The sequence below is a fragment of the Pseudomonas sp. B1-22 genome, from assembly GCF_050474425.1.
Lineage (GTDB): Bacteria > Pseudomonadota > Gammaproteobacteria > Pseudomonadales > Pseudomonadaceae > Pseudomonas.
Window position 1 is genome coordinate 178524 of the sequence record NZ_JBCHVH010000003.1, and the last position, 22958, is coordinate 201481.

The window sequence follows — 22958 nt, forward strand, 5'->3', positions numbered from 1 at the left end:
TAGGACAGTTTCGATCACCCGCGTGCCGATGACGCGGCCACCACCATGCTGCGGCGGGACAGATGGACGGCTCCGATCTCACCGAAGGGCTGTTGGCCCAACTGGCCAACGCCCTGGCCTGCTTCGATTCTCCGGCGCTGACGACGGAGGAGTTGGACGGACCCGCAAGGCACGACCCTTCAGCCTTTGCGCGCCTGTTCAGCGACCGGATGGATGCGCTCGAACGCCTGTGCTGCGCCCGTGACAACGCCCCCATCTTCGCCAACCTGGCGGGCGAGATGCTCTGCCACGCGGTCATCAGTTGCCCGGATATCGGGTCGGTACTCGAACGCAGTCACCGCTTCAGCATCATGTTCGTCGGCGCCGAGCGTTCCAGTCGGCTGGAGCGGCTGGGCCCGCTGGTGCGCTTCAGCATGGCTTCGCGCTATGCGACGCGCGACGATGCCGCGCTGCTCAGCGACCTGATCGGCCTCCACTACTACCTGTCGCTGCTGGCCTGGCTAAGCGGCCAGCGCCTCGACCTGCGCGGCGTGGAGCTGGTCTACGGCCGCCCGCAGCGCCCGAACCGGCTGCTCGAACTGTTCGACGCGCCCGTGCAGTTCGACCAGCCGCGCAACACGCTGCTGTTCGACGCGGCCATGCTTGCCCGGCCGGTGGTGCGGACGCCCGCGGAGCTGGCGGCGATCCTCGATTGTTTTCCCTACAACTTCATCATCGAGACGCTGGACGAGCACGGCTTGCCGTCGCAGGTGAAGCTGCTGCTGGAACATGCCCTGCGCCAGGGCAGGCGCCTGCCGTCGGCGGCGACCCTGGCGGACATCCTGCACATGAGCGAGGCCACGCTGCGCCGCCAGCTGCGCGCGCAGGGCACCAGCTACCTGCAGTTGCGTGCGTCGTCCCTGCGGGAAGCCGCGGAGCGGCTGATGAAAGACAGTGGTGCGTCCATCGCTTCGGTGGCGCAGCGCCTGGGCTTTTCCGATGACCGTGCGTTCCGCCGCGCCTTCAAGGGTTGGACCGGCCTGAGCCCGTCGGACTCGCCGGCCCGCCTCGGCGCTACTTCTGCTCACTCAGCGGAGTGACCCGCAGCACTTCCTCGATGGTGGTCAGCCCGGCGGCGACCTTCTGCGCGCCGGACAGGCGCAGGCTGCGCATGCCTTCCTTGAAGGCCTGCCGGCGCAGCGGGATCAGGTCGGTATCGGCGCTGATCTGCTCCTTCACGGTTTCGCTCAGCAGCATGATCTCGTAGACCCCGGCGCGGCCGCGGTAGCCGGTGTCGCGGCATTCCAGGCAACCGACGGCGCGGTGGGCGTTGGTCGGCAACGGGGCGTTCCACGGCCGGGTCAGCTCCTGCCAGTCCGCCTCGTCCAGTTCCATCGGTGCCTTGCAGTGTGGGCAGAGGGTGCGCACCAGGCGCTGGGCCATGACGCCGAGCACGGTGGCGCGGATCAGGTAGTAGGGCACGCCCAGTTCCAGCAGACGGGTGATCGCGGTGGGCGAGTCGTTGGTGTGCAGGGTGGAGAGCACCAGGTGACCGGTGAGCGCCGCCTGGATCGCCATCTCGGCGGTCTCCAGGTCGCGGATCTCGCCGACCATGATGATGTCCGGGTCCTGGCGCAGCAGGGCGCGTACGCCGCTGGCGAAGGTCAGCTCGATGTTGTGCTGTACCTGCATCTGGTTGAACGAGGGTTCGATCATCTCGATCGGGTCCTCGATGGTGCAGACGTTCACTTCATCCGTCGCAAGCTGCTTGAGCGTGGTGTAGAGCGTGGTGGTCTTGCCCGAGCCGGTGGGACCGGTGACCAGGATGATGCCGTTGGGCTGGCTGGTCATGCTCTGCCAGCGGCGCATGTCGTCCGGCGAAAAGCCGAGCTGGTCGAAGGTCTTGAGCAGCACCTCGGGGTCGAAGATACGCATCACCATCTTTTCGCCGAACGCCGTGGGCAGCGTCGACAGGCGCAGTTCCACCTCGGCGCCGTCCGGGGTCTTGGTCTTCACCCGGCCGTCCTGCGGCTTGCGCTTCTCGGCGACGTTCATCCGGCCCAGGGACTTGAGGCGGCTGACCACCGCCATGCTGACCTGCGGCGGGAACTGGTAGACGTTGTGCAGCACGCCGTCGATGCGGAAGCGCACCGTGCCCTGATCGCGGCGCGGTTCGATGTGGATATCGCTGGCGCGCTGCTGGAAGGCGTACTGGAACAGCCAGTCGACGATGGTGACGATGTGCGCGTCGTTGGCATCGGGCTCCTGGTCCGCCGCGCCCAGGTTGAGCAGTTGCTCGAAGTTGCCCACGCCGCTGATCTTCTGATCCTTGGCGGTGGCGCCGCTGACCGATTTGGCCAGTCGGTAGAACTCCACGGTGAAGCGCTGGATGTCGGTGGGGCTGGCGACCACGCGCTTGATCGGGCGCTTGAGCACGTGGATGAGGTTGCTTTCCCAGGCCTGCACGAAGGGCTGGGCGCTGGCGATGGTGACTTCGTCCGGCGCCACGGCCACCGCGAGGATCTGGTGACGCTGGGCGAAGGCGTAGGACATCAGCGGGGTGACCGCGGCGACGTCGATCTTCAGCGGGTCGATGCGCAGGTAGGGTTGACCGGAGTAGTCCGCCAGCCAGTGCACCAGGGCGTCGAGGTCGAGCTTGCGGCCGTTGCGCTGGCGGTCCTCGATCTGCTGGGCGGCGAGGAATTCCAGCGGATGCTGCTGGTTGTTCACCGCGCTGCGGCGGATGGCCATGCACTGCTCGGCGTCATCCTGGGCCACGCGGCCCTGGCTCACCAGTTCGCGCAGGATGTCGCCCAGATCGAGCAAACGGTCCTGGGCGGATGGGGCATAGGCGGACATCGGAACTCCTGTTGGTCGTGACGGGCTTATGTAGGAGCGAGCTTGCTCGCGAACCGCTTCGCCACGGTGCCAGGTCTGGTTCGCGAGCAAGCTCGCTCCTACGAAGAGCCAGGGTACGCAGCTCGCCCGAAGCTTATTTCAACAGTGCCTTGAACGGCTTGAGGGTCAGCACAGTATGGGCCTGGGCCGCCAGGGCATCCAGGCGACCCTCGGCGTCCGGCGCGGCCAGCAGTTCTTCCAGCTTGGCCAGCTCGCCGTACAAACGGTCGGTTTCCGGCAGCTCCAGCACACCGCGCGCCGGGCGCAGCCAGACCAGCATGCGCTGCAGGCGCGGCAGTTGGTCGGCGAGCACCTCGGGTTGTTGCAGGGCGCGTTGCAGGGGCATGGCCTGGGCCTCTTCGGCCAGGGTGCGCTGCAGCCACTTGCCGACCGCGGCGCCGCCCAGGCGGTTGGCGCGCTCGTTGCGCCCGGCGGTCCAGGCCTTGGCCAGCAGCCAGCTGGAGGCGCTCAGGGAGAACTGGCCCCAGCGGGTGTTGGCCAGCTCCTCGCGGAAGGCGTCGGGCATCTGCTGGCGCACGGCTTCGTCGTCGCGGCCCTGTTCGATGCGCGGCTGCCAGTCGGCGATCAGCGCATCGAGGGCGGCGCGCAGCTCACGGGTGGTGGCGCGGGGTACGGCCTGGCCGAGGCTGCCGAGCAGGGCGCGCAGGTCCATCAACTGGCGCAGCCAGTCTTCCAGCAGGCGCCAGTGGCCGTTGAAGCGGTATTGCTCGGCCAGGCGCTGGCTGCTGCCCAGCAGGGTCCAGGCCAGTGCGGCGAAGGCACCGTCGAGCGGGGTTTCCGCCAGCAGTTTCTGGGTGTCGGGCTGGATGCTGTAGCTGGCCGGATCGAACAGCCGGTAGCCGCGCTCGGCCTTGCTGATGTCGCAGGGCATCAGCGGCAGGTCGGCGGCCAGTTCCAGGGCCAGCTCCAGCAGCGCGGCGGGTTCGCCCTGGCGCAGTTCCAGTTCCAGCTCGCAGATTTCCTCTTCCTGCTTGCCGGCGATCACCTTGCCCAGGTCCAGCGCGGCTTCGATCACCACCTTGGTCTTGCCGCGGCCCCAGGCGATCTCGGCGCGCTGGCGGGTGAAATCGGTGCTGAAGATCGGCTTGAGGGTCTTCTTGTCCAGGTCGGCCAGGGCGGCGGGCCAGCACTGGTCGTCGAGCTTCTTCAGGTCGAGCTTGTTCTTCTCCAGGTACCAGTCCCACTCGTTGCGCTCGGAGAGGCCGGCCACGCTCTGGCCACGGGTCTTCAGGGTCTGGATGAACTGCTCGCCGTCGCGGCGCATGCGCAGGGCGACGCGGGCGCGGGCCAGCTCGCGGGTCGGGGTGTCGTAGTACTGGTTGAACAGCTCGCGGGGTTCCCAGCCGGACTTGTTGCGCTTCTTCAGCGCCGGGTGATCGCGCAGGGCTTCGAGGGTCTCGCGGCTGGCGCGCAGTTTGATTTCGGTTTCTTTCTGCATGGCGGTGTCCGGGTTGGGGCGGCTGCGCCCGTCTGGCGAAAGCCTGGGGGCGGGCGCGAAAAAAGACGTCAAAGGTGTGCAGTCTACAGGGAGTTCGGCATGCCTGCCGGGCGGCGCGAGGTTTTACCGCAGGCCGGCATGGTCCATAGTGGGAACAAAGCCTTTGGAGAACAGCATGTCGTTGCCGCCCCTGAAACAACGCTTCGCCGAATTGATCGCCCTGCCGTCGGTGAGTTGCACCCAGGCCGCGCTGGACCAGTCGAACCGACCGGTGATCGAGCGGCTGGCCGGCTGGCTGGACGACTTGGGTTTCACCTGCGAGCTGCAGGAAGTTTCGCCGGGCAAGCTCAACCTGATCGCCGTGCTGGGCAGTGGCCCCGGTGGCCTGGTGCTGGCCGGGCATACCGACACCGTGCCCTATGACGAGGCGCTGTGGCTTAGCGACCCTCTGCGCCTGGACGAGCGCGACGGCCGCTGGTTCGGCCTGGGCTCCTGCGACATGAAAGGTTTCTTCGCCCTGGCCATCGAGGCGCTGCTGCCTTTACTGGATCAGCCGCTGAAGCAACCGCTGATCCTGCTCGCCACCTGCGACGAGGAAAGCTCCATGGCCGGTGCCCGCGCGCTGGCCGCCGAGGGGCGTTCGCTGGGGCGCGCGGCGGTGATTGGCGAGCCGACGGGGCTTAAGCCGATCCGCCTGCACAAGGGCGTGATGATGGAGCGCATCGACATCGTTGGGCAGAGCGGCCATTCCTCCGACCCGAGCCTGGGCCACAGCGCGCTGGAGGCGATGCACGCCGCCATTGGCGAACTGCTGGCGCTGCGCGGCGAGTGGCAGCGCGAGTTTTCCAATCCGCAGTTCAGCGTGCCGCAGCCGACGCTGAACCTCGGCTGCATCCACGGCGGCGACAACCCCAACCGCATCTGCGGCCAGTGCGCTCTGGAGTTCGACCTGCGCCCGCTGCCCGGCATGCAGCCGGAGATGCTGCGCCAGGCCATCCGCGAGCGCCTGCGGCCGGTTGCCGAGCGCCATGCGGTACAACTCGACTACCGCCCCTTGTTCCCCGCCGTGCCACCCTTCGAGCAGGCTGCCGACAGCGAGCTGGTGCGTATCGCCGAAAGTCTGACCGGCCATTGCGCGGAAGCGGTAGCCTTCGGCACCGAAGCACCGTATCTTCAGCAGCTCGGTTGCCAGACCCTGGTGCTCGGCCCCGGCGACATCGCCTGTGCGCACCAGCCGGACGAGTATCTCGACCTCGACCGCATCGAGCCGACCGTGGAACTGCTGCGTGGCCTGATCCGTCACTATTGTCTGTAAGACTTGCCTGAATGAAGCCCGGCTGACGGGCCCGACCTATCCAAGAGGAGAAACCTGTCGATGTACATGCGACGACGATAACCGCGCCGCCCCTGGCCGAACTCCGGCCGCATCCGACAGATTTCCGCCCACTCGAACGACAGGCTTTTCAAGCAATGCACGACTACGTCAACTGGCTGCGCCACGCCTCGCCCTACATCAACTCGCACCGGGACTGCACCTTCGTGGTGATGCTCCCCGGCGAGGGCGTCGAAGACCCCAATTTCGGCAATATCGTCCACGACCTGGTGCTGCTGCACAGCCTCGGCGTGCGCCTGGTGCTGGTGCACGGCTCGCGCCCGCAGATCGAGGCGCGCCTGGCCTCCCGCGGGCTGGCGCCGCGCTTCCATCGCGGCCTGCGGGTAACCGACGTGCCGACCCTGGAATGCGTGATCGACGCGGTGGGCAACCTGCGCATCGCCATCGAGGCGCGCCTGTCCATGGACATGGCCGCCTCGCCCATGCAGGGCTCGCGCCTGCGGGTAACCGCCGGCAACTTCGTCACCGCGCGCCCCATCGGCGTGGTCGAGGGCATCGACTACCACCACACCGGCGAAGTCCGCCGGATCGACCGCAAGGGCATCAACCGTCAGCTCGACGAGCGCAGCATCGTGCTGCTCTCGCCGCTGGGGTATTCGCCCACGGGTGAAATCTTCAACCTCGCCTGCGAGGACGTGGCCATGCAGGCCGCCATCGAGCTGGATGCCGACAAGCTGATCCTCTACGGAGCCGAGCGCGGCCTGCTGGACGTCAATGGCAAGCTGGTTCGCGAGCTGCGTCCGCAGCAGGTGCCTGCGCACCTGGAGCGCCTTGGCGCGAGCTATCAGGGCGAGCTGCTCGACGCTGCTGCCCAGGCCTGCCGTGCCGGCGTGCGCCGCAGCCATATCGTCAGCTACACCGAAGACGGCTCGCTGCTCAGCGAACTCTTCACCCGCACCGGCAACGGCACCCTGGTGGCCCAGGAGCAGTTCGAGCAACTGCGCGAGGCCGGCATCGAGGACGTCGGCGGCCTGCTGGAGCTGATCCGTCCGCTGGAAGAGCAGGGCATCCTGGTGCGCCGCTCCCGCGAGGTGCTGGAGCGCGAGATCGAGCAGTTCAGCATCGTCGAGCGCGAAGGGCTGATCATCGCCTGCGCGGCGCTCTATCCCATCGCCGATTCCGACGCCGGCGAGCTGGCCTGTCTGGCAGTGAACCCGGAGTACCGCCATGGCGGTCGCGGCGACGATCTGCTGGAGCGCATCGAACAGCGCGCGCGCAATCTCGGGCTGAAGACTCTTTACGTCCTCACCACGCGGACCGCCCACTGGTTCCGCGAGCGCGGCTTCCAGCCCAGCAGCGTGGAGCGCCTGCCGGCGGCACGCGCCTCGCTGTACAACTACCAGCGCAACTCGCAGGTGTTCGAGAAGAGCCTGTAAGGCGCTTTTCGTAGGAGCATGAAAAAGAGGCCCGCGGGCCTCTTTTTCGTTCTGCTTGGTGGCGCACTCAGACGCTGAGCAGCCCCAGAATGCTCGCCTGGTAGGCGGCGACGAAGGTGTCGAAGTCGCCTTCGGGCTGCGCTTCCAGATCCGCCTGCTCCTGCAGTGACTGGCTGACCATGTCTTCGAAACGTGCCTGCTCCTCGGCGGACAGCGGCTGCGCGCGCAGGGTCGCGGCGTGCTGGCGGCTGTAGCGCAGGGCGAAGGCTTCGAAGCTCTCGCCGCGCTCGCGCATTTCCGCCAGTACCTTGGCCGAAGGCGTCAGGCTGGCGTCGGCGATCTTGGCGCGTTGCTCGGCCAGGCTCTGGGCGTGCAGGCTGCCGCCACGGGCGCGGTCGAGCAGTTCGATGATCGGCGCGATGGCATCGAGCAGGCCGTTGGCCCAGTCCTTCATCTCCACCTGCTGGCCGCCGCGTTCCAGTTTCAGGCCGGGGCGGCGACCCTCCTTGACCACCTTGAGGAAGTTGCTGGTGGCCGAGCCGCACTCGCAACCGCCCAGCGGCGGGCTGTCGGAGAGCGCGCAGAAGAGCAGGAAGGCGTCGAGGAAGCGCGCTTCGGTGAGGTCGATGCCCAGTGGCAGGAAGGGGTTGATGTCCAGGCAGCGTGCTTCGACGTACTGCACGCCACGGGCCATCAGCGCCTGGATCGGGCGCTCGCCGGTGTAGGTGACGCGTTTCGGGCGGATGCTCGAGTAGTACTCGTTCTCGATCTGCAGGATGTTGGTGTTGAGCTGCACCCACTCGCCATCGACCTTGGTGCCGACCTTCTCGTACGGGGCGTACGGCGTGCTCACCGCGCGGCGCAGGCTATCGATGTAGCTGTCGAGGTCGTTGTAGCAGGGCGTCAGGCCGGCCTGGGCGTTGTTCTGGTAGCCCAGGTCGCTCATGCGCAGGCTGGTGGCGTAGGGCAGGTAGAGGGTGTGCTCGTCGAAGGCTTCCAGGCCGTGCGGGCGGCCGCGCAGGAAGCCGGCGTCCAGGGCCGGGGAGGCGCCGAACAGGTACATCAGCAGCCAGCTGTAGCGGCGGAAGTTGCGGATCATCGCGATGTAGCGGTGCGACTGGTAGTCCCGCGCGCTCTTCTCGCTGCCTTCTTCCCGGCGCAGCAGTTCCCACAGCCCTTCGGGCAGGGAGAAGTTGTAGTGGATGCCGGCGATGCACTGCATGGTCTTGCCGTAACGCAGGGCCAGGCCCTTGCGGTAGACGTACTTCAGGCGGCCGATGTGGGAACTGCCGTAGCGGGCGATCGGGATGGTCTCTTCGTCCGGCAGCTCGCAGGGCATGGACGGGCTCCACAGGTATTCGCCGTCGAGCTTTTCGTAGGCGAAGCGGTGGATTTCACCCAGGTCTTCCAGGGTCTTCTCGACACTGCTGGCGGTCGGGGTGATGAATTCCAGCAGCGACTCGGAGTAGTCGGTGGTGATCTGCGGGTTGGTCAGGGCCGAGCCCAGGGCGCGCGGGTGCGGGGTCAGCGCCAGCTTGCCATGCTCGTCGACGCGCAGGCATTCGCGCTCGATACCGTGCAGGCACTGGGTGAGCAGGGACAGGTTGGCAGCATCGCCGAGCAGAGCCAGGCGGCGGGTGAGTTGGTCGCTCAAGTTGGAAGTCCTTCACACGGCAGTCGCCCCACTATGGGGGTGGACTGGGCGGTCTACAAGGGGAGAACACAACCGGCGTGGTCGCCTGGCTTTCTTAAGCGCTGCGCCGGCGCCCGCCATCCGCGGGCTCCGGGCTACAGCATAGGTCAGTTGCGCTGACGCTATTTACAGCTGGGCGAAGGTGCCTTGTCCCTTGGCGACGAGCTTGTCGCCCTGGTGGATGTCGGCCTCGACGACCAGCGAGCGGCGCCCGGCGTGCAGGACCCTGGCCACACAGCGCACCTCGCCCTCGGCGACCGCGCGGATGTAGTTGATCTTGCATTCCAGGGTGACGCTCTGCCGGTCGAAGCCATGGGCGCTGGAGCAGGCCAGGCCCATAGTCATGTCCATCAGCGTGAAGAGCGCGCCGCCGTGCATGACGTTGCCGCGATTACGCAGGTGCTCGGCCATCGGCAGCAGCACCTCGGCTTCGCCGTCAGCGACACGGATCGGCTGCACGCCGATGGTTTCGCTGAAGCGGCTGATCATCAGCTCGCGGGCGGGCATCTCGCTCATGGACCTTCCTTACTTCTTCTTCAGTTGCTTGGCGTTGGCGAACAGCGAGGCCATGGCGTTGTTCGCCGGGGCCTTCTCCTGCTGGCGCGGGGCGGCGCTGCGTTCGCCACGCGGCGCACCGTTGCCGGGACGACCGCCGCCGCGCGGGCCGTCGACCTTCTCGCCGGGGGTGTCGCTCATGCGCATGGACAGGCCGACACGGTTGCGCGGGATGTCCACTTCCATGACCTTCACCTTGACGATGTCACCGGCCTTGACCACTTCGTACGGGTCCTTGACGAACTTCTCCGACAGCGCGGAGATGTGCACCAGGCCGTCCTGGTGGACGCCGATGTCGACGAAGGCGCCGAAGTTGGTGACGTTGGTCACCACGCCTTCGAGCACCATGCCGGGCTTCAGGTCCTTCAGGCTTTCGACGCCTTCCTGGAACTCGGCAGTCTTGAACTCCGGGCGCGGGTCGCGGCCGGGCTTGTCCAGTTCCTTGAGGATGTCGGTGACGGTGGGCAGGCCGAACTGCTCGTCGGTGAATTTCTTCGGGTCCAGGCGCTTGAGGAAGGCCGAGTCGCCGATCAGCGAGCGTACGTCGCGGCCGGTGTCGGCGGCGATGCGCTGCACCAGCGGGTAGGTTTCCGGGTGCACCGCGGAGGCGTCCAGCGGGTTGTCGCCATTCATCACGCGGAGGAAGCCGGCGGCCTGCTCGAAGGTCTTGTCGCCCAGGCGGCTGACCTTGCGCAGGTCGTCGCGGGTGCGGAAGGCGCCGTTGGCGTCACGGTGCGCGACGATGTTCTGCGCCAGGGTGCTGTTGAGGCCGGAGATGCGCGCCAGCAGGGCGGCGGAGGCGGTGTTGACGTCCACGCCCACGGCGTTCACGCAGTCTTCCACCACCGCGTCCAGGCTGCGCGCCAGCTGCAGCTGGGATACGTCGTGCTGGTACTGGCCGACGCCGATGGATTTCGGCTCGATCTTCACCAGCTCGGCCAGCGGGTCCTGCAGGCGGCGGGCGATGGACACGGCGCCGCGCAGCGATACGTCCAGGTCCGGGAATTCCTTGGCGGCCAGCTCGGACGCCGAGTACACCGAGGCGCCGGCCTCGCTGACCATGATCTTGGTGCACTTGAGCGCCGGGTATTTCTTGATCAGCTCGGCGGCCAGCTTGTCGGTCTCGCGGCTGGCGGTGCCGTTACCGATGGCGATCAGCTCCACCTGATGCTTGGCGCACAGCGCGGCGAGCACGGCGATGGTCTGGTCCCACTGATTCTTCGGCGCGTGCGGGTACACGGTGGCGGTGTCCAGCAGCTTGCCGGTGGCATCGACCACGGCGACCTTCACGCCGGTGCGCAGGCCCGGGTCCAGGCCCAGGGTGGCGCGCGGGCCGGCCGGTGCGGCCAGCAGCAGGTCGTGCAGGTTGCGGGCGAAGACGTTGATCGCCTCGGCGTCGGCGCCGTCGCGCAGCTCGCCCAGCAGGTCGGTTTCCAGGTGGGTGTAGAGCTTGACCTTCCAGGTCCAGCGCACCACCTCGGACAGCCACTTGTCGGCGGCGCGGCCCTGGTTGGACACGCCGAAGCGCTCGCCGATCATGGTTTCGCACGGGTGGGCGGTGCCCGGCAGCTCTTCGCCGACCTTCAGGGCGACGCTCAGCACGCCTTCGTTGCGGCCACGGAAGATCGCCAGGGCGCGGTGCGACGGGGCGTTCTTCAGCGGCTCGTCGTGCTCGAAGTAGTCGCTGAACTTGGCGCCTTCGGTTTCCTTGCCCGGCACCACGCGCGCGGTGAGGGTGGCGTTGTCCTTGAGGAAGCCGCGCAGGCGGTCCAGCAGGGTGGCGTCCTCGGCGAAGCGCTCCATCAGGATGTACTTGGCGCCTTCGAGCACGGCGCGGGTGTCGGCGAAGCCCTTTTCGGCATCGACGAAGCGCGCAGCTTCGGTTTCCGGGGTCAGGGTCGGGTCGGCGAACAGCGCGTCGGCCAGTTCGCCCAGGCCGGCTTCCAGGGCGATCTGGCCCTTGGTGCGGCGCTTCTGCTTATAGGGCAGGTAGAGGTCTTCGAGGCGGGTCTTGGTATCGGCGAGCTTGATCTCGCGGGCCAGTTCCGGGGTCAGCTTGCCCTGCTCCTCGATGCTGGCGAGGATCGCGCCACGGCGGTCTTCCAGCTCGCGCAGGTAACGCAGGCGCTCTTCGAGCATGCGCAGCTGGGTGTCGTCCAGGCTGCCGGTGACTTCTTTCCGGTAACGGGCGATGAAGGGGACGGTGGAGCCTTCATCGAGCAGGGCGACGGCAGCGGCGACTTGCTGCGGTTGAACGCGGCCGGAGGGCAGTGCGGAAAGCTCTTCGGCGATACGGGTGTTGATGCTGTCCATAAATCCACCTGGTGAAACCAACGAAATACGGGGCGCATGATCTGCTGCGCGTCGGCATAACTGCGTTGAGGAGAACTGAGAAATGCTCATTGACTGCAGTCAACTCCGCTTTCTCAGCTCTCCTCGCCTTGTTCTGCTCTAGCTCGCAAGATCATGAACTGGCTCATCACAGAGCATCTGGACCGGGCTTCCCGGTCATTCGACAGGCCCTGTGACAACGTCCCGCCGCAAAAGCGCCGCATTATACCCACGACAATTTCACCGGGTGGGCGGCTGGTCGGGGAAAAATCTGCTAACAATGGACAGGCCGTGACGCGCGGCTGCTGGGCGATAATGCCCGCCGAATCAGATTCTGGGAGTTTCCATGAGCAACGCTGCCACCCTGCCGGAAGGCGAAAAGATCCTCGTGGTCGATGACGACGCACGCCTGCGCCGTCTGCTGGAACGCTTCCTCGACGAGCAGGGTTACCGCGTCCGCGCCGTCGAGAACACCGAGCAGATGGACCGTCTGCTGGCCCGCGAGCTGTTCCAGCTGGTGGTGCTGGACCTGATGATGCCTGGCGAGGACGGCCTTTCTGCGTGCAAGCGCCTGCGCGACTCGAACAACCAGATCCCGATCATCATGCTCACCGCCAAGGGCGACGAGGCCAGCCGCATCTCGGGCCTGGAGCAGGGCGCCGACGACTACCTGGCCAAGCCGTTCAACCCGCGCGAACTGCTGGCGCGGATCAAGGCCGTGCTGCGCCGCCAGGCGCCGCTGGTGCCGGGCGCGCCGGCGGGCGAGGACGAGATCGTCACCTTCGGCGACTACGAACTGCACCTGGCCACCCGCGAGCTGAAGAAGGGCGAGGAAGTGCACATGCTCACCACCGGTGAGTTCGCCGTGCTCAAGGCCCTGGTGCAGCACGCCCGCGAGCCGCTGACCCGCGACAAGCTGATGAACCTGGCCCGCGGCCGCGAATGGGACGCCCTGGAGCGCTCCATCGACGTGCAGATTTCCCGCCTGCGCCGGCTGATCGAGCCCGACCCGTCCAAGCCGCGCTATATCCAGACGGTCTGGGGCGTGGGCTATGTGTTCGTACCCGATGGTGCCGCCCGCAAGTGATTGACCCCGCCGGGGCGAAGCCCTTCGCCCCGGTCGTTCGTGCTCCCCTGGTAATGCCCCCTTGAAAACACCCCTCTGGTTCCCGCAAAGCTTCTTCGCCCGCACCCTCTGGCTGGTGCTCATCGTCGTGCTGTTCTCCAAGGCGCTGACCCTGGTCTACCTGCTGATGAATGAGGACATGCTGGTCGACCGTCAGTACAGCCACGGCGCGGCGCTGACCGTGCGCGCCTACTGGGCGGCGGACGAGAAGTCGCGCGAAGCCATCGCCCAGTCCGCGGGGCTGAAGTGGGCGCCCCACGAACAGGGGCAGCCGGAGGAGGTGCACTGGCCGTACACGGACATTTTCCAGCGGCAGATGCGCATGGAACTGGGTATCGACACCGAAACCCGCCTGCGCATCCATCATCCGTCGATGCTCTGGGTGCGCGCGCCGACCCTGGGCGACGGCTGGATCGGCGTCCCGCTCTACCCGCACCCGCTGCGCGGCCAGCAGATCTGGAGCGTGCTCGGCTGGTTCCTCGGCATCGGCCTGCTGTCCACCGCCGCCGCGTGGATCTTCGTGCGCCTGCTCAGCCAGCCGCTCAAGCGCCTGGTATTCGCCTCCCGCGAGTTCGGCAAGGGCCGCAGCGTGCGCCTGCCGCTGGGGCCGGAAACGCCCAGCGAGATGGCCGAGGTGTACCGTGCCTTCAACCAGATGGCCGACGACGTCGAGCAGGCCGGGCGTGAGCGCGAGCTGATGCTGGCCGGCGTGTCCCACGACCTGCGTACGCCGCTGACGCGCCTGCGCCTGTCGCTGGAGCTGATGCCCGACAGCGACCGCGAGATGGTCGAGGACATGGTCCGCGATATCGAGGACATGGACGCCATCCTCGACCAGTTCCTCGCCTTCATCCGCGACGGCCGCGACGAATCGGTGGAAGAGGGCGACCTGGCCGACCTGATCCGCGAGGTGGCCGATGCGTTCAACCAGAACGGCAACCGGGTGCGCCTGTGCCTGGATACCTTGCCGCTGTTCCGCTTCCGCCGGGTGTCGATCAAGCGCCTGCTGGGCAACCTGATCGAGAACGGCCTGAACCACGGTGGTGGCAAGGTGGAAGTGGCGGCCCATGTGGCCGGCGGCGGTGGTGCGCCCTACGTGGTGCTCAGCGTGCTCGACCGCGGCGCGGGCGTCGATCCGCAGGAGCTGGCGAATATCTTCAACCCCTTCTTCCGTGGCGACAAAGCGCGCGGCGGCAAGGGCACCGGCTTGGGGCTGGCCATCGTCAAGCGCATCGCCGAACAGCACGGCGGCAGCATCGAGCTGCGCAACCGCGAGGGCGGTGGCGTGGAAGCGCGGGTCTGCCTGCCGTTGGGGTTGCTGCTACCGCGCAACGCCCATTAAGCCCAGCGCAGGGCTTTGCCTTCCAGCACTGCCCGGCGCCCGTAGGGCCAGGCGCGGTTGTGCGCGCCGTGGCCGCTGGGCAGGCCGTGGTAGAGCGGAACGCCCAGCTGCGTAGCGTACTCGACGAAGATTTCTTCCAGGCTGTGGGCCACGCCCTTGCGCGGGCAGTCGGTGAAGGTACCGAGGCAGATCGCGCCCAGGCGCGCGCCACCCAGACTGTTCAGCAGTTGCCAGAGGCTGCGTTCGAGGCGGTAGTAGGGCTCGCCTACGTCTTCGAGGATCAGGATCGCGCCGTCCGGCACGTACAGCGCGCCCTCGGTGCCGGCCATGCAGGCCAGCGCGGTGAGGTTGCCGCCAATCAGTTCGCCTTCCACCGCGTGCTTCGGCCCTGCCAGGTGCTGCACGGGCAGCTTGCCCGGTCCGCCGGCCAGCACATGGCTGACCGAGGCCAGCGAGGCCAGTCGCTCGCGCTGTTCGCTGGGTGCGCTCAGCGGTTGCAGGCCGAGCCCGGTGGCGACCATGCCGTGAATCGCCGGCAGGCCCTGGCGGTGGAAGGCGCTGAGGAGGATGGAGATGTCCGAGAAGCCGATCAGCGGGCGCGGCGAGGCGGCCTTGAGGCGCTGCCAGTCGAGTTGCGGGATGAGTTGTCCACAGCCATAGCCGCCGCGCAGGCACCAGACGGCGCTGATGTCGTCCAGTTCGAAGGCGGTGTGAAAATCTTCCAGACGCTGCTGCGGTGTGCCGGCCAGGTAGCGATAGCGCGCGTCGGCGTGCTCGCTCAGGTGATAGTCCACACCCAGCACCTCAAGTTGGCGCAGGGTAGCTTCCAGTACCTCCTCGGCGATGGCCGAGGCCGGCGCCACCAGGGCGACGCGGCCTTCGATGGGCGACCAGGTGAGTTCGGCGTTGGAGCGGGAAGACGGCATGGGTACATCCAGTATTGGCGGGGAGTGCCTGTAGGAGCGAGCTTGCTCGCGAAGAGTTCAGCGTGGCAACGAAAGCGGAAGGCTCGCACCCGTAGGGCGAATAAAGCGGAACGCTTTATTCGCCATATGGCGCGTGGAGTGAGGGCGGTTCGCGAGCAAGCTCGCTCCTACAAAAAGCAAGAGCCTGGCTCACCCCTTGCCTTTGGTCCTGGCCAGATGCGGCCCGCCATTCTTCTCAAGGTATTCGATGATCACCCCGGCGACATCCTTGCCAGTGGTGGTCTCGATACCTTCCAGCCCCGGCGAGGAGTTCACTTCCATCACCAGCGGGCCGTGATGGGAGCGCAGGATGTCCACGCCAGCGACCTTCAGCCCCATGATCCGCGCGGCGCGGATGGCGGTCATGCGTTCTTCCGGGGTGATCTTGATCAGGCTGGCGCTGCCGCCGCGGTGCAGGTTGGAGCGGAACTCGCCGGGCGCGGCCTGGCGCTTCATCGAGGCGATCACCTTGTCGCCCACCACGAAGCAGCGGATGTCGGCGCCGCCGGCTTCCTTGATGTACTCCTGCACCATGATGTTGTGCTTGAGCCCCATGAAGGCTTCCAGCACGGATTCGGCGGCCTTCTCGGTCTCGCAGAGCACCACGCCGATGCCCTGGGTGCCTTCGAGCAGCTTGATCACCAGCGGCGCGCCGCCGACCATCTCGATCAGGTCCGGCACGTCGTCGGGGGAGTGGGCGAAGCCGGTGATCGGCAGGCCGATGCCCTTGCGCGACAGCAGTTGCAGCGAGCGCAGCTTGTCGCGGGAGCGGGCGATGGCCACCGATTCGTTGAGGGGGAACACGCCCATCATCTCGAACTGCCGCAGCACGGCGCAGCCGTAGAAGGTCACCGAGGCGCCAATGCGCGGGATCACCGCGTCGAAACCTTCCAGCGGCTGGCCGCGATAATGGATCTGCGGCTTGTGACTGGCGATGTTCATGTAGGCGCGGAGGGTGTCGATCACCACCATCTCATGGCCGCGTTGCTGCCCGGCCTCCACCAGTCGACGGGTGGAATACAGACGCGGATTGCGCGACAGCACAGCAATTTTCATTGATCACCTGAAGGGGTGGTGGGAACCATGATGAGAGGTTTTTCCTGGACGTAGGTCAGGCCCGGGTTGACTACCAACTGGCCGTGGACCAAAGCCTTGGAGCCTAGCAGCACCCGGTAGCGCATGGTCTTGCGGCAGGCCAGGGTGAATTCCACCGGCCAGGCGCGGTCGCCCAGGGCCAGCAGGGTGCGGATCACGTAGCGGGTCTGGGCCTGGCCGTTGGAGCTCTTGATGGTCTTCATCGTCACCACCGGCGCCTCGCAGCGGTGGCGGCGTTGCACCTGGGTGCCAAGGTGGGCGACGAAACGCACCCAGCTCTGGCCGTTGCGTTTGAACGGCACGATGTCGCTGGCATGCAGGCTGGAAGTGCTGGCGCCGGTGTCGATCTTCGCGCGCAGGCCGACCATGCCCAGTTCGGGCAGGGCGATCCACTCGCGCAAACCTATTACCGACAGCTGGTCGAATGTCTTCAAGGCAGGCGTCCCCGGCGTTTGCCGGCATTCTAGTCAGGCCGGTTGTGCCCCGCCAGCGGGGCGCGCGGTACACTCTCAGACCCACGTGACGAGGTTGTGAAGTGAGCGAGAAAGACGACGACAAGGTCCGCCTGGACAAGTGGCTGTGGGCGGCGCGCTTCTACAAGACCCGTTCGCTGGCCAAGGAGGCCATCGACGGTGGCAAGGTGCATTGCCGGGGCGAGCGCTGCAAGCCAGGCAAGGAGCCGAAGATCGGCGAGGAATACGTGATTCGCACCGGCTTCGACGAGCGCACGGTGGTGGTCAAGGCGCTGTCCATGGTGCGTCGCGGCGCGCCCGAGGCCCAGTTGCTGTACGAGGAGACCGCCGACAGCGTGAAGCGTCGCGAGGATGCCTCGGCCATGCGCAAGGCCGGCGCGCTGGGTGTGCAGACCGACGGGCGGCCGACCAAGAAGCAGCGCCGCCAGTTGTTCAGTTTCCGCGATCAGGAATGATCGGCCGGCGAAGGCGGCAGGCGCGCCTCGCCGGGATCGGGCAGTGCGTCAGGCCGCGACGACGCTCAGGCGATTGAGCAGCGGAATCCTGGCGGCCAGGCGGAACAGCGGGTCGGTCCAGCGCACCAGGGCGGCGCTGGCCGTGGCGGCGAACGGGGTGAAGCAGCTCCAGGCCAGGGCCAGCAGCGCCATCTGCACGCCGCCGATGTAGTCGTCCTGGCCCCAATGGGCGCCGGCCACCAGGCGCGGCAGCATGAACAGCAGCGCCAGGCCCCAGATCACCACCCACTGCAGGGCAGTGCGGGCGAACAGGGTGAGGAACAGCGCCCAGATCAGCAGCACCGAGGCGTGGTCGCCGGGGAAGCTGCGGGCGGAGTCGTCCTTCACTTCGAGGAGTGTGTCGTCCCACTGCGGGAAGTAATGCTCCAGGCGCACTGCGTCCGGCGCGACGGTCGAGATGCTCGGATGCTGCCAGCCCAGCTTGTGGGCGAGCTTGGCGTAGAGAACGCGCACCACGACCAGCAGCAGGGCTGTGCAGAGGAAGCCGAAGGTGGCGGCGCGGGCCTGGACCGCCTTGAAGATCCAGTCGCCGCGGATCAGCAGGAGCAGCAGGATCACCCCGACCAGCAGGTCGAACGCCCGGGTGCTGGCCACGGCCCAGGTCAGGCGCCAGATTTCATTGGTCGCCAACGGCTGGTTGAGCAGGCTGAACAGGCTGAAGTCGAACAGGTTCATCGCGGCGCGGGCGGGCTCCCAGAGCCACAGCAGGAGCAGTGCGAGCGCGAAAAGATGACAGGCGATAAAGGGCTTCCAGGACCAGGTGGCTTGGAACGGATTGGCTTTATCCATAAAATCGATTCCCCCTTACGGAACCACCCCAGTACGGGTGGGTGCTGCAAAGCGCGCTTTATAGGCCTTTGCCATCAACTTGTCATTTATTTGTGCCTCTCCCAGCGTTGTGCCCAGCATGTCTCAGATCGATCAAAGTCAGCGTTTCCTGTTCGACAACACCGATGTCCGCGGTGAACTGGTGGAGCTCGAACGCAGCTACGCCGAAGTGCTGGCCAAGCACCCCTACCCGCAGCCGGTCGCCCAGCTGCTGGGGGAAATGCTAGCCGCCGCCGCGCTGCTGTGCGGCACCCTGAAGTTCGATGGCCTGCTGGTGCTGCAGGCGCGCTCCAACGGCGCGGTTCCGCTGCTGATGGTGGAATGCTCCAGCGACCGCGAAGTGCGCGGCCTGGCCCGCTATGACGCGGAGGCCATTGGCGATGCCGCCGGGCTCGCCGATTTGATGCCCCATGGCGTGCTGACCCTCACCGTCGATCCGAAGAAGGGCAAGCGCTACCAGGGCATCGTGCCGCTGGAAGGCGCGACCCTGGCCGAGTGCCTGTCGACCTATTTCGCCACGTCCGAGCAACTGCCGACCCGCTTCTGGCTCAATGCCGACAGTCGCCGCGCCCGTGGCCTGCTGCTGCAGCAACTGCCGGCCGACCGTCAGCGCGACGCCGAGTCCCGCGAAGCCAGCTGGCAGCACGTCATCACCCTGGCCGACACCCTCACCGCCGAGGAGCTGCTGGGCCTGGACAACGCCACCGTGCTGCACCGCCTGTACCACGAGGACGACGTGCGCCTGTCCGACCCGCAGCCGCTGGTCTTCCGCTGCAGTTGCTCGCGGGAACGCTCGGCCAACGCGCTGGTCAGTCTTGGGCAGGAAGACGCCGAGCGTCTGCTGGCCGAGGAGGATGGCGAGATCGTCATCGACTGCCAGTTCTGCAACCAGCGCTACCGTTTCGACGGTTCGGACGTTGCCCAGCTGTTCTCCGGCGGTGGGAGCAAAACGCCGTCAGAAACCCGCCATTGAGCGCTTCTATCCGTCCGATAGCCGCACCAATGGCGCTCTTGCCAGATCAGAGGCTGCACGAAAACAGTTCTTTTCTGGCATAATCCCGCGACTTTTTTCCGCGGTAGTGGGAATTAGAAGTCACTACGCAATGTTTGGAGGACTCGGCTTCGGCCGACGGGGACCCACATGACGCAAGCCAATAAAGCCGTTTACACCGACATCAGCGTTGCCCAACTGGTCGAGGAAGCCATTCGCCGCGGCGAAGGCGAACTCGCCGACAACGGCTCGCTGGTCGTACGTACCGGCCACCGCACCGGCCGCTCGCCTGCCGACCGTTTCATCGTCGAAGAGCCGGGCAGCAAGGACTTCATCGCTTGGGGCGCCATCAACCGTCCGTTCCCGGCCGACAAGTTCGATGCCCTGTGGGACCGTGTCCAGGCCTTCAACAACGCCCAGGACCACTTCGTTTCCCACGTCCATGTAGGTTCGGCCCACGACCACTACCTGGCCGTCAAGATGACCACCGCCACTGCCTGGCAGAACCTGTTCGGCCGTGCGCTGTTCATCGAGCCCGAGCAGTACAACCCGGCCGGCCGCGAAGAATGGCAGGTCCTCAACGTCGCCAACTTCGAGTGCGTGCCCGAGCGTGACGGCACCAACTCCGATGGCTGCGTGATCCTCAACTTCGCCCAGAAGAAAGTGCTGATCGCCGGCATGCGCTACGCCGGTGAAATGAAGAAGGCCATGTTCGGCGTGCAGAACTACCTGCTGCCGGAAAAAGACGTACTGCCGATGCACTGCGCCGCCAACATCGGCGAAGCCGGCGACGTCACCCTGTTCTTCGGCCTGTCGGGCACCGGCAAGACCACCCTGTCCGCCGACGAAAGCCGCTACCTGATCGGCGACGACGAGCACGGCTGGGGCGAAGGCGTTGTCTTCAACATCGAAGGCGGCTGCTACGCCAAGTGCATCGACCTGTCCGAGAAGAACGAGCCGGTCATCTGGAAAGCCATCAAGTTCGGCTCCGTGCTGGAAAACGTCGTCCTCGACGAGAACCGCACCCCGGATTACGCCGATGACAGCCTGACCCAGAACTCCCGCGCGGCCTACCCGCTGGAGCACGTCGAGAAGCGTTCCGAGAAGAACCTCGGTGGCGAACCGAATGCTGTGATCTTCCTGACCTGCGACCTGACCGGCGTTCTGCCGCCGGTGTCGATCCTGAACAACGAGCAGGCGGCCTACCACTTCCTGTCCGGCTACACCGCGCTGGTCGGTTCCACCGAAATGGGTTCGGGCGGCGGCATCAAGTCGACCTTCTCCACCTGCTTCGGCGCGCCGTTCTTCCCGCGTCCGGCCGGCGTCTACGCCGAGCTGCTGATCAAGCGTATCAAGGCCTTCGGCTCCAAGGTCTACCTGGTCAACACCGGCTGGACCGGCGGTGGCTACGGCGTTGGCAAGCGCTTCAACATCCCGACCACCCGTGGCGTGATCGCCGCCATCCAGAGCGGTGCTCTGATCGGCGCCGAGACCGAGCACCTGGACATCATCAACCTGGACGTGCCCAAGGCCGTTCCGGGCGTCGAGACCGTCCTGCTCAATCCGCGCAACACCTGGGCAGACAAGGCCGCCTACGACGAAGCCGCCAAGGGCCTGGCCAGCAAGTTCATCGAGAACTTCAAGAAGTTCGACGTGAGCGACGCCATCAAGAACGCCGGCCCGCAGCTGTAAGCGAGCCCGTTCTGGAAAGAGCCGCCTTCGGGCGGCTTTTTCATTTGCGCCGGGAGTCCCTTGTAGGAGCGCGCCATGCGCGCGATCGCGGGCATGGCCCGCTCCTACACGGTGGCAGAATCCGTACCCTTGGCGAATGGTCCGAATCGGTTTGCGAACAAGCTCGCTCCTACAATGACGCTTCCTAGGCTGGGTGGATGCCCATGAAAGGAGTTACCCCCATGCACGACACCCTCGAACGCGTCTTCGGCTTCCGCCAGTTCCGCCCCGGCCAGGAGGCGGCGGTCAGCGCCGTGCTGGCCGGGCGCTCGGCGGCGGCGATCTTCCCTACCGGCTCGGGCAAGTCGCTGTGCTACCAATTGCCGGCGCTGCTGCTGCCGCACCTGACCCTGGTGGTGTCGCCGCTGCTGGCGCTGATGCAGGACCAACTCGCCTTCCTCACCCGCCATGGCATCGCCGCCGCCAGCATTGATTCGGCCCAGAGCCGCGAGCAGACCGCGCAGACCATGGCTCGGGCGCGCAGCGGCGAGCTGAAGGTACTGATGATCTCGGTGGAGCGCCTGAAGAACGAGCGCTTCCGTAACTTCATCAGCGAGGTGCCGATTTCCCTGCTGGTGGTGGACGAAGCGCACTGCATCTCCGAATGGGGCCACAACTTCCGCCCTGACTACCTGAAGTTGCCGGACTACCAGAAGCAGTTCCGCATCCCCCAGGTGCTGCTGCTGACCGCGACGGCGACGCCGGCGGTGATCGCCGACATGCGCACCAAGTTCGCCATCGCCGAATCCGATGTGGTCACTACCGGCTTCTACCGTGCCAACCTCGATCTGCAGGTGGAACCGATTTCCAGCGCCGCCCGCCGCGCACGCCTGGTGCAATGGCTGCGCGAGCGCGCCGGGCAGCCGGCCATCGTCTACGTCACCCAGCAGAAGACCGCCGAGGAGGTCGCCGCGTACCTGGCCGAACGTGGCATTCCCGCCTGCGCCTATCACGCCGGGATGGAGCACCCGGAACGCGAAGGCATCCAGCGCCGCTTCATGGAGGGGGCGCTGAACTGCATCGTCGCCACCATTGCCTTCGGCATGGGCATCGACAAGAGCGATATCCGCCAGGTGGTGCACTACGACCTGCCCAAGTCGCTGGAGAACTACAGCCAGGAGATCGGCCGCGCCGGGCGCGACGGCCAGCGTTCGGAATGCCTTGTGCTGGCCAACCGCGACAGCCTCAACGTGCTGGAGAACTTCGTCTACGGTGACACGCCCGAGCGCGAAGGTATCCGCACCGTGCTGGAAGAAATCCGCCAGGCGCCGAATGGCCAGTGGGAAACCATGCTGGTGCCGCTGTCGGACCAATCCAATATCCGCCAGCTGCCGCTCAAGACGCTGCTGGTGCAGCTGGAGCTGCGCGGCATCATCGCCCCGCGTTTCGCCTATTTCGCCGAATATCGCTACAAACTGCTCATCGATTCCGCTGCGCTGCTCGGTCATTTCGAGGGCGAGCGGCGGCAGTTCGTCGAGGCCATCCTCACCACCTCGGCCCGCGCGCGGACCTGGGCGACCCTGGATTTCGACACCCTCTACAGCCGCCACGGCGCCGAGCGCGCACGGGTGGTGAAGGCGCTGGACTACTTCCAGGAACGCGGCTGGGTGGAGCTGGAAAGCAAGCAGATGACCGAGGTCTACTCGGTGCGCGATGCGTCCTTCGCTGTGGATAAGTTGAGCGACGAGTTGCACCGCTACTTCAAGCGCCACGAGGAGAGCGAGATCGCGCGCATCGGCGCCATGCTCGAGCTGCTGGCCAGCGAGGATTGCCTGAGCTGGTGCCTGGCGCATTACTTTGGCGACCAACAGGCTCCCCGGCATTGCGGACACTGCTCGGTGTGCGCCGGCAATGTCGCCCATCTGCCGGAGCCGCCCGCGCTGCCGCCGCTGGACGGCCAGTCGCTGCACAACCGTTGCGCCGCTTTCCTGGAGAAATACCGCAGCGCCCGTGGTGCAACGCCAAGCGCCGACTGCATCACGCGCTTTCTCTGCGGCATCAGCGTGCCGGCCTTCACCCGCATGCGGGCGCGCACGCTGCCCGGCTACGCGACGCTGGAGGACTACCCCTACGCCAGGGTGCGCGACTGGGTGCAAGCGCAGCTGTAACCGTGCAGGCGCCGCGCACGACTAAAGGTCGGCGTGGTGCCGCCGGGCTCCCTTGTAGGGTGTGGGGAGGCATTCCTGCCTAGACTCACCAGGGCGTCGC

The 22958-nt window shown here is 66.5% G+C and carries 18 protein-coding genes; 9 read left to right on the plus strand and 9 right to left on the minus strand.

Annotated elements, in window-relative coordinates; translation table 11 throughout:
- Positions 1 to 62: 62 nt before the first annotated feature.
- A complete protein-coding gene (locus tag ACQ5BL_RS12865) occupies positions 63 to 1079 on the plus strand; it encodes an AraC family transcriptional regulator (protein WP_243804034.1) in 1017 nt (338 codons plus the stop codon).
- Here the strand turns inward: ACQ5BL_RS12865 and ACQ5BL_RS12870 are convergent.
- Together ACQ5BL_RS12870 and ACQ5BL_RS12875 are read right to left on the minus strand one after the other, a co-directional pair.
- A complete protein-coding gene (locus ACQ5BL_RS12870) occupies positions 1054 to 2838 on the minus strand; it encodes a GspE/PulE family protein (RefSeq protein ID WP_243804035.1) in 1785 nt (594 codons plus the stop codon). The genes ACQ5BL_RS12865 and ACQ5BL_RS12870 overlap by 26 nt on opposite strands.
- A 133-nt stretch (positions 2839 to 2971) precedes the next feature.
- Entirely contained in the window at positions 2972 to 4336 is a 1365-nt protein-coding gene (locus tag ACQ5BL_RS12875; RefSeq protein ID WP_207886368.1) for an inorganic triphosphatase, read from the minus strand.
- Positions 4337 to 4511: 175 nt separating this feature from the next.
- On the opposite strand from ACQ5BL_RS12875, the gene argE reads away from it, so the two are divergent.
- Positions 4512 to 5651, plus strand: a complete 1140-nt coding sequence (gene argE / locus ACQ5BL_RS12880; RefSeq protein WP_243804037.1) for an acetylornithine deacetylase — start codon at positions 4512 to 4514, stop codon at positions 5649 to 5651.
- A gap of 155 nt (positions 5652 to 5806) precedes the next feature.
- A complete protein-coding gene (gene argA / locus ACQ5BL_RS12885) occupies positions 5807 to 7105 on the plus strand; it encodes an amino-acid N-acetyltransferase (protein ID WP_207886366.1) in 1299 nt (432 codons plus the stop codon).
- Positions 7106 to 7172: 67 nt separating this feature from the next.
- Here argA and gshA read toward each other — a convergent pair whose 3' ends face one another.
- The 3 genes from gshA to ACQ5BL_RS12900 form a co-directional block, all read right to left on the minus strand.
- Entirely contained in the window at positions 7173 to 8759 is a 1587-nt protein-coding gene (gene gshA / locus ACQ5BL_RS12890) for a glutamate--cysteine ligase (RefSeq protein ID WP_243804039.1), read from the minus strand.
- A 165-nt stretch (positions 8760 to 8924) separates the two neighbouring features.
- Positions 8925 to 9287 carry a PaaI family thioesterase gene (locus ACQ5BL_RS12895; RefSeq protein ID WP_430293180.1) on the minus strand — a complete coding sequence of 121 codons (363 nt, stop codon included), beginning with the start codon at positions 9285 to 9287 and terminating at the stop codon, positions 8925 to 8927.
- 36 nt (positions 9288 to 9323) lie between these two features.
- Complete coding sequence (locus tag ACQ5BL_RS12900) at positions 9324 to 11666, minus strand: Tex family protein (RefSeq protein ID WP_243804042.1); 2343 nt, start codon at positions 11664 to 11666, stop codon at positions 9324 to 9326.
- A gap of 364 nt (positions 11667 to 12030) precedes the next feature.
- Here ACQ5BL_RS12900 and ompR point away from each other — a divergent pair, with 364 nt between their 5' ends.
- Positions 12031 to 12771 carry a two-component system response regulator OmpR gene (gene ompR / locus ACQ5BL_RS12905; protein WP_207886363.1) on the plus strand — a complete coding sequence of 247 codons (741 nt, stop codon included), beginning with the start codon at positions 12031 to 12033 and terminating at the stop codon, positions 12769 to 12771.
- 61 nt (positions 12772 to 12832) lie between these two features.
- A complete protein-coding gene (locus ACQ5BL_RS12910; RefSeq protein WP_207886362.1) occupies positions 12833 to 14152 on the plus strand; it encodes an ATP-binding protein in 1320 nt (439 codons plus the stop codon).
- On the opposite strand, the gene ACQ5BL_RS12915 is transcribed toward ACQ5BL_RS12910, so the two are convergent.
- The 3 genes from ACQ5BL_RS12915 to ACQ5BL_RS12925 form a co-directional block, all read right to left on the minus strand.
- A complete protein-coding gene (locus ACQ5BL_RS12915) occupies positions 14149 to 15078 on the minus strand; it encodes a S66 peptidase family protein (RefSeq protein ID WP_243804044.1) in 930 nt (309 codons plus the stop codon). The two genes, ACQ5BL_RS12910 and ACQ5BL_RS12915, sit on opposite strands and share 4 nt — an antisense overlap.
- 189 nt (positions 15079 to 15267) lie before the next feature.
- Positions 15268 to 16173, minus strand: a complete 906-nt coding sequence (gene rimK, locus ACQ5BL_RS12920; RefSeq protein WP_207886360.1) for a 30S ribosomal protein S6--L-glutamate ligase — start codon at positions 16171 to 16173, stop codon at positions 15268 to 15270.
- A complete protein-coding gene (locus ACQ5BL_RS12925; protein ID WP_279381575.1) occupies positions 16170 to 16613 on the minus strand; it encodes an ATP-dependent zinc protease family protein in 444 nt (147 codons plus the stop codon). Before ACQ5BL_RS12925 ends, rimK begins: the two co-directional genes overlap by 4 nt.
- A 134-nt stretch (positions 16614 to 16747) precedes the next feature.
- Between ACQ5BL_RS12925 and ACQ5BL_RS12930 the strand changes: the two genes are divergently transcribed.
- The gene (locus tag ACQ5BL_RS12930) at positions 16748 to 17140 is read left to right on the plus strand and encodes an RNA-binding S4 domain-containing protein (RefSeq protein ID WP_243804046.1); all 393 of its coding nucleotides are present in this window, start codon (positions 16748 to 16750) and stop codon (positions 17138 to 17140) included.
- Positions 17141 to 17188: 48 nt separating this feature from the next.
- Here ACQ5BL_RS12930 and ACQ5BL_RS12935 read toward each other — a convergent pair whose 3' ends face one another.
- The gene (locus ACQ5BL_RS12935; RefSeq protein ID WP_207886357.1) at positions 17189 to 17989 is read right to left on the minus strand and encodes a phosphatase PAP2 family protein; all 801 of its coding nucleotides are present in this window, start codon (positions 17987 to 17989) and stop codon (positions 17189 to 17191) included.
- A 118-nt stretch (positions 17990 to 18107) separates the two neighbouring features.
- On the opposite strand from ACQ5BL_RS12935, the gene hslO reads away from it, so the two are divergent.
- From hslO to ACQ5BL_RS12950, 3 genes are all read left to right on the plus strand, one after another.
- Positions 18108 to 19001 carry an Hsp33 family molecular chaperone HslO gene (hslO, locus tag ACQ5BL_RS12940; protein WP_243804047.1) on the plus strand — a complete coding sequence of 298 codons (894 nt, stop codon included), beginning with the start codon at positions 18108 to 18110 and terminating at the stop codon, positions 18999 to 19001.
- Positions 19002 to 19169: 168 nt separating this feature from the next.
- Entirely contained in the window at positions 19170 to 20711 is a 1542-nt protein-coding gene (locus ACQ5BL_RS12945; protein WP_207886355.1) for a phosphoenolpyruvate carboxykinase, read from the plus strand.
- 221 nt (positions 20712 to 20932) lie between these two features.
- Positions 20933 to 22858: a RecQ family ATP-dependent DNA helicase gene (locus tag ACQ5BL_RS12950; protein ID WP_243804049.1), complete on the plus strand. Its 1926-nt coding sequence runs from the start codon at positions 20933 to 20935 to the stop codon at positions 22856 to 22858.
- Positions 22859 to 22958: the final 100 nt, after the last annotated feature.